This is a genomic window from Streptomyces ossamyceticus, assembly GCF_001418475.1.
In the GTDB taxonomy this organism is placed as follows: Bacteria; Actinomycetota; Actinomycetes; order Streptomycetales; family Streptomycetaceae; genus Streptomyces; species Streptomyces ossamyceticus.
The window spans coordinates 1-10970 of record NZ_LIQX01000293.1; the positions used below are offsets into that span (position 1 = coordinate 1).

Here is a 10970-nt window from a genome sequence, read left to right on the forward strand (position 1 = left end):
GAAGGTGGGCTGGGCTGACCGGCACGGAGGCGGGCAGGGCAGGGGCGGGCGCCGCGCGAGCGGATTGAGGTCGCCAGGGCGGACCGGGGGTCGCCAGGGCGGTGCCTGCCGGTGGCCCCGGCGGTGGCGGAGCCCAGCCCATGGATAGGAGGGCGGGCCCTCATGGCCCTGGGGGTGGCCTCATGGTCCCGGGGGCGGCCCCATGTTCCCGGGGGCCTCATGGCCTCGGGCGCACGCAAGGGGAGCTGCGCACACCAAGCAGCCGTCCAGCCGGGGGGGGCCGCCCCTTCTCCAGCGGGCTCGCGTCATTCAGCGCACCCCAGTTCGCCGCGCTCCTCGCTGATCAGGGCGCTCGCCCCTTGAGGTCGGGGCGTAAGCGGCGCGCACCCGGCAGCCACGCTGGCTCCTCTTGGAGCGCCGTCGCTCAGCGCGAGGTCTTGGTCGGCCTCGGCAGGACGGTGGGTGCCGTAGGCACGGAGCGGAGCGGTAGTGCGGGGGGCGCCCAGAGCGGTGGCGAAAACAAGTCGTTCCCGGTGCCGCCCCTCGTCCACCCTCGCGACGGATGTGGACATGACAGTCTCGTGGGCTCTTAAATGCCAGGGCAAGATCAGCGGCGCCTTCCGCGCCGCTCCCCCAGTGCCCCCTCATGTGTGCCACCCCCCGGCGCCCACCGCCACAGGCGCTTCCCATGCGGCGCCTTCCCCAGGAGACAGAAGACACTGATGAGTTGGATTCGGCAGCACGTCCGAGGTTCCCGTCGCGCCACCGCCGGCTTAGCGACCGCAGCCACACTTCTGGCCGGCGTGCTCTCCCCGGCCGCCGACGCGGCCGAGAGGCCGAGCCGTGCCGCCGCCCTCGACAACGCGGCGACGGCCCTCGCCGACCAGGCCGCGTCGCTGGGCCTCACCTCCGCGCAGGAGACCTCTGTGCGTGACGTGATCGTGGACAAGAACGGAGCACAGCACGTTCGCTACGACCGTACGTACCGGCAACTCCCCGTGCTCGGTGGCGACTTCGTCGTGCACATGGCGCCTGACGGTACCTATCGCAGTGCTGACCGGGCGGCGAGGGCGGAGATCTCGCTGCCGAGCACCACGCCGAAGGTGTCGGCCCCCAGGGCGGCCGACCTCGGCGTGAACGCCCTGCGCGCGGCCAACCCGGGCGACGCGCTCAAGCAGGTGAAGGCCAAGCCCGAACTCGTCGTCGACGCTCTGCACGGTGCCCCGAGACTCGCCTGGCGCACGAAGGCCACCGGGCTGGACTCGCTCGGCAACCCGGTCGCCCGCACGTTGCTGACCGATGCCCGCACCGGTACCCGGATCGACGCCTGGGACACCATGGAGTCGGCCACCGGCGAGGGCCAGTCCTTGTACAGCGGCACGGTCCCGCTGGAGACGACCCTCTCGGGATCGGCCTACCAGCTCAAGGACCCGACGCGCGGGAACACCTACACCGCTGACGCGGCCGACAAGATGGACGCGTGCAGTGACGACACCTGCAACGGCCGCCTCTTGACGGACGACGACAACCGCTGGGGCACGGGCACGACCGCCGACCGTTCGACAGTCGCCGTCGACGCCCAGTACGGCAGCGACATGACCTGGGACTACTACAAGGACGTCCACGGCCGCAACGGCATCGGCAACGACGGCAAGGGCTCGTACAACCGCGTCCACTACGGCACCAGGCTCTCCAACGCCTTCTGGAACGACGGCTGCTTCTGCATGACCTACGGCGACGGCAACGGCACCCAGTTCGGGCCGATGGTCGGGTTGGACGTGGCCGCCCACGAGATGTCCCACGGCGTGACGTCGAGAACGGCCAGGCTGGTCTACTCCGGCGAGTCCGGCGGCCTGAACGAGGCGACGTCCGACATCTTCGGGACGCTGGTGGAGTTCTACGCGGGGAACTCCCAGGACACCGGCGACTATCTGATCGGCGAGAAGGTCGTCCGCCCCGGTCTGGGCCGGGATGCCCTGCGCTACATGGACAAGCCGAGCAAGGACGGCAGTTCCGTGGACCACTGGAGCAGTTCGGTCGGCGGCATCAGCGTCCACCACTCGTCCGGAGTCGCCAACCACTTCGCCTACCTCCTCGCGGAGGGCAGCGGCACCAAGACGATCAACGGGGTCACCTATGACTCCCCGACGTACAACCGCTCGACCGTCACCGGGATAGGCCGCGCCAAGCTCGGCGCGATCTGGTACCGCGCCCTGACCGTCTACATGACGTCCTCGACGAACTACGCCGGAGCGAGGACGGCCACCCTGAACGCGGCCCGCGACCTCTACGGCGCGGCCGGCACGGAGTACAACGCGGTGGCGGCGGCCTGGAGCGCGGTCAACGTGAACTGAGCGCCACCCGAGGCCGCCCAAGGCCACCTGACGCGTCACGCGGCCGCTCCGGTCCCCCGCTCCGGTCATCACCGGTTCGGAACCGGAGCGGCCGTCAGGGCCCTCCGGCCCGCGGGGCGGCGGCGCCTCACCGCGGGCCGGAACGGGCTGATCCGGCGGAGCCCTACGGCTTCGGCAGAGTACAGCCGGCGGCGCTCAGGTCCAGCTGGTTGCCGGTCGTGAAGCAGGCCGGGATGCGGTAGGTCTGCGCGGCGTAGTTGATGCCCTTGCGGACGGTGATGTTGCCGTCCTGGTCCACCTCGCAGGGGTTGTCCAACGTGCAGGACGCGCCGTTCTCGTTGCCGGTGTTGTGGACCGCGACGACCTCACCGGTGGTGCGGTCGATCACCGGCGAGCCGGAGGTGCCGCCGATGGTCTGGCAGGCGGGGCTGTAGCGGACCGAATCCTTCCAGGTCCACTTGCCCTCCTTGAGGCGGTGCGGGAACCCGTCGACGGTGCAGTCCAGGAGCTTCTTCCAGGCGCCGGACGCCACCGTGATGGCGGACCCGGCGGTCGGGGGCGTGTCCCTCAGGGTCAGCGCCGACACCCCGTACGAGCTCTTGATCGCCGCATAGGTGGTGGTGAGCTCGTAGATCGCCACATCCGTGTCGGTCATCGTCCCGTACGCGAGCTTGGCGGCCTTCAGCGTGGCGACCTGGGTGCCAGAGGAGTCGAGCAGGTTGAACGGCCGGTTGGCCGGCCGGTCGGTGATGACGACACCCGGGTCCAGCAGGCTGCTGCAGTGGCCGTTGGAGAGCACCAGCGCCGGGTCGGTGTCCACGGAGGCGGGGAAGCGTACGACCGAGCCGGAGCAGTTGCTGAGCGCCACGGTCCCGGCGAGGCTGACGGCCTGGAGCGTCGGCTCGGCCGCCTTGGTCGCGGGCCGGGCGGCCGCCTTGGTCACGGGCTGGGCGGTCGCGGGCCGGGCGCCGGGTGCCGCGACCGCGGGCGTCGCGACCGCTCCGGCGAAGGCCAGAGCGAGAATCGCGGCGCCGAGAGGCTTTCTCACGTGGGGGTCCCCTCTTGCGAAAGGGCGGCCGGAAACCTTCCGGCCGCCCACAAGTTTTGTCATGCGCATTGTTGGCACAGGGATGCAAGAGATCAAGGACCGTATTTCAGCCGCGAGGACGCGCGAGGGTCAGCGGTAGCTACCGGCTCGATGCCTGTTGCGTCGGGAGCGGAAGGCCGCGTCCACGGAGAGGATGGGGGCGCCGGCGAGGATCAGGGGGATCCAGGCCATGAGGTAGGGGAGGTCGTTGCCGTAGTAGTACGGGCTGGACGACCAGCTGACCGTCAGCCACAGGCTGAGGGAGATGAGGGCGCCACCCAGGGCGGCCAGACGGGCGAGGAGACCGATGAGGGTGCCGATGCCGACGGCCAGTTCGCCGATGGCGATGGCGTAGCCGAAGCCGACGGGGTTCTTCAGGGCCAAGTCGATCATCGCGGGGATGGCTGAGGCGTCACGCGCGGCGCTCATCATGTCGCCGATCGAGCCGGAGCCGGACTCGGCCATGAACGCGCTGTCGGTGAGTTTGTCCAGGCCGGCGTAGATGAAGGTGACGCCCAGGAAGACCCGCAGGGGCAGAAGTGCGTAGCGGGTGGCCGCGTCCCGCCAGTCGTGGCCGCCGTCGCGGTAGGGGGTGTGGGAGTCCGTGCGAGTACCGTGAGTCATCAGTCTGCGCCGCCTCTGTCCGCCGTGCCGTTGACCCCTCAACAGACGATACGTTCGGAGGGGTGGGGGCGCTCAATGGTGCGGCACTCTTTTTCCGTCTTGGGTGGTCTCGTCCCAGGAGCCTGCCCACGGGCCCATCTCCGCCACGCCCTCGCAACCGTCGAGCCCTCGCAACCGTAGAGCCCCCGCTACCGCCACGCCCCCCGATTCCGCCGCGCCCCACGTGCGCCCTTTCCCCGTCTCCGCACCGTCTCGCAACGCCCCGGCCCCACAGGGAGCCACGCGGAGGTCGGAGCCGCCACAGACGCCCGGACATCCCGCCACACGGCTTGGCCTCTCGACAAACCCGCCCAAGCGGCCGCGAGGCTGCCGGCCCGCCCACCCGGCTGACGTACCCGGCTGGACGCATCCCGCCGCCGCACCCGGCCGGGCACATCCGGCTGACGTCCCTCCTCCGCGACGGCCCGCGCCAACGCCGCCACGACGGAAGCAGCTGCCCCCTCATCAGCGCCAGGACTGCCGCCTCGCCTCGGCTCAGTCGGCCGAGACCTCGATGGCGTAGCGGTTGGTCTCCACTCCGGCCGCGGTGACGACCTGGACGTCGACCGTGCCGGGTTCGACGTCGGCGGGGACCGGCACCGTGAGGACCGCGTCGGTGGGGTTGCTGAAGCCGCCGGCGACGGGGACGAGGGGCACGTGGACGTGGACGGGGCCGATGCGGACGACCATGCGGGAGAGGCGGTCGGCGGTCTGCGCGCCGGGCGGGACGAAGCCGGCGCCGCGGATCTCGATGTCGTCGCCGTTGCGGATGGGCGCGTCGAGGTCGCCGGCCTCGCGGGCGCGGACGACGGAGAGGATGACGGGGCGGCCACCCTCGGCGTACTTGCCGGCGACGTACGTGGCCGCCGAGACGAGGACGAGGAGGGCGAGGCCCCAGGGGAGGTCGGGGAGCTGGTCGGGGCGGCGGGCCAGCCGTACCGCCGCGAAGACCAGGGCGACGGCGCAGATGGTCACGTACTGGATGTCGGTGAAGCTGCCCCGGCCGGCGTCGTCGGTGAGGAGGTCGGCGGCGCGGGGGCGGTGGGCACGGACCTTCTGCAGGCGCTGGCCGAGGACGCGGAGGCCGACGACGCGGCGTACCAGGACGGCGATGCCGCAGACCACTGCGAGGACGGTGACGATGCCGGCGCCGCGGGCGAGTTCGAAGCCGGCGATGAGGGCGTCGCGTTCGCGGTGGTCGGAAGCGGCGGCCAGGCGGCCGACCAGGACGAGGACGCAGAAGACGACGAAGAGGACCCAGCTCGCGGCGATCGCGCGGGACGTGGAGAGGCGGTTGTCCTCGCCGATGACCGGGGCGAGGGCGCCGCCGCGCGCACGGTGCAGATAGCCGGCGCCGGTGAGCGCCGCGGCGACGAGCAGGGCGGCGATCAGGCCGGCCGTGCGGGCGACGGTCCAGCCCGCGCCGATCGCGGTGAGCGCCTGGACGAGGAGCAGGGTGACGACTCCGCCCCAGACGACGATCGCCGTGCGCGACCAGAGCCGGCCGAGCCAGGCCTCGCCCTCGACGCGGCCGCGTTCGGCGACGGCGGCGGCGGACTGGGTGAGCTCGTCGGAGACCCACTGGCGGGAGGCCGACGCGGAGTGGGCGACAGCGGCGGGCAGGCCCTGTCCGGCGGCGAACTCCTCGCGTTTCAGCAGGAACTCGGCGACCGCGCGCCGGTGTCCCGTGCGCGCGCCGTGCGGGCAGTCCCCGCACGTGCATCCGCCGTCATGGGCCGCCGCGCCCATGCCCCCTCTGGCCTCCTGCACCGCCACGCCCGAGCCCGCCTTCCCGCGCCGCGCACGCCTCTGCGTGCGCTGTCCTCGGCATTCGCCGTAACCGTCACCGACGCCATCGCCGTCACCGTCACCGTCTTCGGCGCCATCGCCGTCACCGTCGTCGACGCCGTCACCGCCCTCGCGGGCGCTGTCCGTACAGCCGCTCACTACCACAGCCGTGCGGCCGGACACGTGCCCCGCGATGACAGCGAATTGTGCCGTACGGAAGGCGGGCCGTGCTCGGCAGGGGCGTCGAGTGCAAGGAGAGCGCGGGGTGAAGTCCGGGTCGTCCTGTTGACCCGGCTGCGAGAATCTCCCTATGGCCGAGATCATCCAGCGGGACGGGTCCTGGGCCTTCGACGGGAGCACGGTCCGGATCACACCGGGACCGCACCGTTCCGTGGCGCTGTTCCGGCAGACGTACGGGGAGGTCGCGGTTCCGCTGGAAGCGGTGTCGGGTGTCGTCTACGAGCCCGAACGCAAGCGCGGCCGACTGCGGTTGCGGCTCCGTGAGGGCAGCGATCCGCTGCTCCAGGCCACCGGTGGGCGACTGCCGGACGAGGCCGACCCCTACCGGCTGACGGTCGACCTCGACCGGTCGGGTGTCGCCGAGTACGTGGCCGAGGAGATACGGCAGGCCCTGCTGCTGGAACAAATCCCGAAGGAGCCCGCCACGGTGTATCTCCTGCCGGGGCCTCCGGTGCCGGTGTCGGTCCGGTCCAGCGACGGCACCGTGTCCTTCGACGGCACGCAGGTCAGGATCGACTGGAACGACACGTCCGACCGGGTCAAGCGGGCGACCGGGCCGCGGATCATCGCCGTCGGCGATCTGGCGCAGGTGGAGTGGTTGCCGAACTCCGGTTACGAGGACGGGTTCCTGCGGTTCGTGACCCACGAGACGGTGTTCTCCAAGCTGCCGCCCGAGAAGGACCCGTACGCCCTCGATCTGTGGGGCAGCGCCCGCCGCGATCTGCTGACGGCGCTGGTCGCCACGGCCGTCACCGCGCGGCTTCCGCACCCGTCGACCAGAGCGGACGGCCGCCGCGCGGACCGTCCCCGGCCGCTCGACGCCGCGGGCCCTCCCCCGCCTCGGCATCCGGTCCCCGCTCCGGCTCCAGCACCGGCACCGGCACCAGCACCAGCACCAGCACCGGACCATCACGACGTGCTGCTGCGCCGCCTGCGCGAGTTGGGCGAGCTGCACCGCGAGGGGGTCCTCACGGACGAGGAGTTCGCGGCCACGAAGGCGGCGGTACTGCGGGACTTCTGAGCGACACGGACTTCTGAGCGACACGGCGGGGGCGGCGCCCGCCGACCCGGACCGACGCGACCACTGCTCGCCCCACCCCAGCGACACCGCTGCCGCCCCCGACACCCCCGCTTCCGCGCGGCTCAGCTCAGCAGGTCCGGCTCGCTTCGGCTGATGTCCTGCCACAGGGGCTGGTAGTTGATCCATGCCACGAGGTCCCCGCCCGCCTGTTCGCGTGTGGCGACGGCCAGCCGGTGGTCGACGAGGAGGGGACGGCCCGCGGCCTTCGCGGTGAGCTGGACCTGGGCGGAGCGTTCCATGGACAGGAACCACCAGGCCGCCGCGTCGACCGAGTCGCCGACGGTCAGCAGACCGTGGTTGCGCAGGACCAGGGCCTTGCGGCTCCCGAGCACCGCCGCGATCCGCCGGCCCTCGTCCGCGTCCACGGCGACGCCCGTGTAGTTGTCGTAGAGCGCGTGGTCCTCGTAGAACGCGCAGGACTCCTGGGTGATCGGCTCGATCAGTTCGCCGAGCGCGGCGAGGGCGCGGCCGTGCACCGAGTGGCAGTGGGCGACGGCGACGACGTCCGGGCGGGCGGCGTGGACCTGGGCGTGGACGGTGAAGGCGGCCTGGTTGACGTGGTAGCGGCCCTCGATGACCTGACCGTCCTGGTTGGCCAGGACGAGGTCGCTGACGGTCACGTGCTTGAACGACATCCCGAACGGGTTGACCCAGAAGCAGTCGCTGAACTCCGGATCGCGGGCGGTGATGTGCCCCGAGACGCCGTCCTCGAACCCCAGCCGTCCGAAGATCCGCAGGGCCCCGGCCAGCCGTTCCTTGCGGTGCCGCCGCTCGTCCTCCACCGACTCGTGCATCGGCGGCATGGCGAACCGCAGCTGGTCGGTGGGTAGGGGCAGGGGCGGTGTGGGCCCGTGCATGTGTCCTCCAGACTGACTTCCTTTACGAATCGGAAGTTACCGTCGGGCTCCCCTACAGAACAGGTCCGTTCCCTGAAGAGAGTGTGCAACCGTTACGCAAGTCACAGAAGCATGCTGGCGCCTCACCACTCAGGGACGAGCCGTCGGTCGCCCGGGGTAACCGGACAGTGGTTGTCGGGTATCCGCGCGAGACTCGTCCCATGCCACGAAATACGCCACGCGCCGTGCCGCGGAGTGCCGCCGACTGGGCCGCCTTCTCCGCCGCCGAACCCGGTTTCGCGCAGATCGTGGAGGCACGCTTCGGCGCCTTCACCCACCACGTCCTCGCCACCCTCCGCCGGGACGGCTCGCCGCGCACGACCGGACTGGAGGTCAGGTTCGTCGGCGGCGAGCTGTGGCTGGGGATGATGCCGGACTCCCTGAAGGCGCTCGACCTGCGCCGCGACCCCCGGTTCGCGCTGCAGGCCAACCCGGGGCCGGGCACCGGGACGAGCGGCGGTGACGTGCGGATCAGCGGGCGGGCGGTCGAGGTCGACGATCCGGCCGTCAAGGCCGCGTACGCCGAAAAGGTGGAACCGCCGGAGCCGTTCCACCTCTTCCGCACCGAGCTGACGGAGGTCGTACGGACCTACGTCGAGGACGAGACGTATCTGGTCGCCCAGGTCTGGAAGCCCGGAGAGCCGGTGCGCACTCTCAAACGGACCTGAGCCCCCTCACCCGGGGCAGCCCCCGTCACCCGAGGCAGCCCCCGTCAACCGAGGGACCCCTCACCCCGAGCGGGTCACTCCCACTCGATGGTGCCCGGCGGCTTGGACGTCACGTCCAGGACCACGCGGTTGACGTCGCTCACCTCGTTGGTGATGCGGGTCGAGATCTTCGCCAGCACGTCGTACGGCAGACGCGACCAGTCGGCCGTCATGGCGTCCTCGGAGGAGACCGGGCGCAGGACGATGGGGTGGCCGTAGGTGCGGCCGTCGCCCTGGACGCCGACGCTGCGGACGTCCGCCAGGAGGACCACCGGGCACTGCCAGATGTCGCGGTCGAGGCCGGCCGCCGTCAGCTCCTCGCGGGCGATGGCGTCGGCCTCGCGGAGCAGGTCGAGGCGGTCCTTGGTGACCTCGCCGACGATCCGGATGCCGAGGCCGGGGCCGGGGAACGGCTGCCGCTGGACGATCTCCTCGGGCAGGCCGAGCTCCTGGCCGACCATGCGGACCTCGTCCTTGAACAGCTTGCGGAGCGGCTCGATGAGCTGGAACTCCAGGTCGTCGGGGAGGCCGCCCACGTTGTGGTGGGACTTGATGTTGGCGGTGCCGGTGCCGCCGCCGGACTCGACGACGTCGGGGTAGAGGGTGCCCTGGACCAGGAACTCCACGGCCGGGCCCTCGTCCGCGATGATCTCGGCCTGCGCCTGCTCGAACACGCGGATGAACTCGCGGCCGATGATCTTCCGCTTCTCCTCGGGGTCGGAGACCCCGGCGAGCGCCTTGAGGAACCGCTCCTCCGCGTCGACGACCTTCAGCTGGACGCCGGTGGCCGCGACGAAGTCCTTCTCGACCTGCTCCGTCTCACCCTTGCGCATCAGACCGTGGTCGACGTACACGCAGGTCAGCTGGGAGCCGATGGCCTTCTGCACGAGGGCCGCGGCGACCGCGGAGTCCACGCCGCCGGAGAGGCCGCAGATGGCGCGCCTGTCGCCGACCTGCTCGCGGATCGCGGTGACCTGCTCCTCGATCACGTTGCCGGTGGTCCAGGACGGGGTCAGCCCGGCGCCCCGGTACAGGAAGTGCTCCAGCACCTGCTGCCCGTGCGTGGAGTGCATGACCTCCGGGTGGTACTGGACGCCGTACAGCTTCTTCTCGTCGTTCTCGAAGGCGGCGACCGGGACGACGTCGGTGGAGGCGGTGACGGTGAAGCCCTCGGGGGCGGCGGAGCAGGCGTCGCCGTGCGACATCCACACCGACTGCTCGTCCGGGGTGCCCTCGAAGAGGGTCGAGCCGGACTTGGTGACGTGCAGCGGCGTACGGCCGTACTCGCGGGCGCCCGTGTTGTCGACGGTGCCGCCGAGGGTGGTGGCCATCAGCTGGAAGCCGTAGCACATGCCGAAGACGGGGACGCCGGACTCGAAGAGCTCGCGGTCGAGGCGGGGGGCGCCCTCGGCGTAGACCGAGGAGGGGCCGCCGGAGAGGATGATCGCCGCCGGGTTCTTGGCGAGGATCTCCGCGACCGGCATGGTGCTGGGCACAATCTCGCTGTAGACCCGGGCCTCGCGGACACGGCGGGCGATGAGCTGGGCGTACTGCGCGCCGAAGTCGACGACCAGAACGGTGTCGGGGGCGGCGGCAGCGGAGGGCGCTGATGACACGGGGTGCCTTCCGGCGGTCGGGCGGGGGTCTGTGTGGCCGAGTCTACCGGGGTGCGCTCTCGTGGTGCGGGCCCACCGTGGGCTCCGCCCCCAGGCCCCGAGGACCCCTTGCCGCCCCTCGGGAAGCGGCACCCCTGCCCGACCGGCCCGTGGGGCAGCGGCGTCGGAGCCGGGGGCCTGCCGTGGCATACTGGCGCCCATGTTCGCGCACTCGACCTTCGTCTTTAGCTATGGCAACCGGCCCACCGGCTGCCATGGTCGTGCTGCTTGAGCTACTGACAAGCGACTTCCCCAGGCGCCCCGGGCCGACAAGGTCCGGGGCGCCTGGCGTTTCCGGGAACTGTCGGAGCGGGGTGCGGAACCGGACACGAGGAGTTCCGACGATGACCACCACCGCCGAGAAGATCACCACCGAGAAGCCCGCCCCCGAGATGACCGCCGCCACGAGGACCACCTCGGCCCAGACCCCCACCGAGAGGACCGGCGCGCGGACCGAGGAGGCCGCGGATGTGATCAGTGGCGCCCGGGAGCGGATCGA

8 protein-coding genes are annotated in these 10970 nt (G+C 71.5%); 3 read left to right on the forward strand and 5 right to left on the reverse strand.

Annotation, left to right across the window (positions count from 1 at the left end):
- Window positions 1-722 precede the first annotated feature (722 nt).
- Window positions 723-2354: a M4 family metallopeptidase gene (locus AOK15_RS22085; protein WP_055519567.1), complete on the forward strand. Its 1632-nt coding sequence runs from the start codon at window positions 723-725 to the stop codon at window positions 2352-2354.
- A 163-nt stretch (window positions 2355-2517) separates the two neighbouring features.
- On the opposite strand, the gene AOK15_RS22090 is transcribed toward AOK15_RS22085, so the two are convergent.
- From AOK15_RS22090 to AOK15_RS22100, 3 genes are all read right to left on the reverse strand, one after another.
- Complete coding sequence (locus AOK15_RS22090; protein WP_055519569.1) at window positions 2518-3402, reverse strand: S1 family peptidase; 885 nt, start codon at window positions 3400-3402, stop codon at window positions 2518-2520.
- Window positions 3403-3531: 129 nt separating this feature from the next.
- A complete protein-coding gene (locus AOK15_RS22095; protein WP_055519571.1) occupies window positions 3532-4065 on the reverse strand; it encodes a DoxX family protein in 534 nt (177 codons plus the stop codon).
- Between the two features lie 534 nt (window positions 4066-4599).
- The gene (locus tag AOK15_RS22100; protein WP_055519578.1) at window positions 4600-5880 is read right to left on the reverse strand and encodes a hypothetical protein; all 1281 of its coding nucleotides are present in this window, start codon (window positions 5878-5880) and stop codon (window positions 4600-4602) included.
- A 322-nt stretch (window positions 5881-6202) separates the two neighbouring features.
- Between AOK15_RS22100 and AOK15_RS22105 the strand changes: the two genes are divergently transcribed.
- A complete protein-coding gene (locus AOK15_RS22105; RefSeq protein WP_055519573.1) occupies window positions 6203-7153 on the forward strand; it encodes a DUF4429 domain-containing protein in 951 nt (316 codons plus the stop codon).
- Between the two features lie 122 nt (window positions 7154-7275).
- On the opposite strand, the gene AOK15_RS22110 is transcribed toward AOK15_RS22105, so the two are convergent.
- A complete protein-coding gene (locus AOK15_RS22110) occupies window positions 7276-8070 on the reverse strand; it encodes a class II aldolase/adducin family protein (RefSeq protein WP_055519575.1) in 795 nt (264 codons plus the stop codon).
- Window positions 8071-8294: 224 nt separating this feature from the next.
- On the opposite strand from AOK15_RS22110, the gene AOK15_RS22115 reads away from it, so the two are divergent.
- Complete coding sequence (locus AOK15_RS22115) at window positions 8295-8777, forward strand: pyridoxamine 5'-phosphate oxidase family protein (RefSeq protein WP_079058627.1); 483 nt, start codon at window positions 8295-8297, stop codon at window positions 8775-8777.
- 74 nt (window positions 8778-8851) lie between these two features.
- Here the strand turns inward: AOK15_RS22115 and guaA are convergent, their stop codons facing one another.
- The gene (gene guaA / locus AOK15_RS22120) at window positions 8852-10432 is read right to left on the reverse strand and encodes a glutamine-hydrolyzing GMP synthase (protein ID WP_055519577.1); all 1581 of its coding nucleotides are present in this window, start codon (window positions 10430-10432) and stop codon (window positions 8852-8854) included.
- Window positions 10433-10970 lie beyond the last annotated feature (538 nt).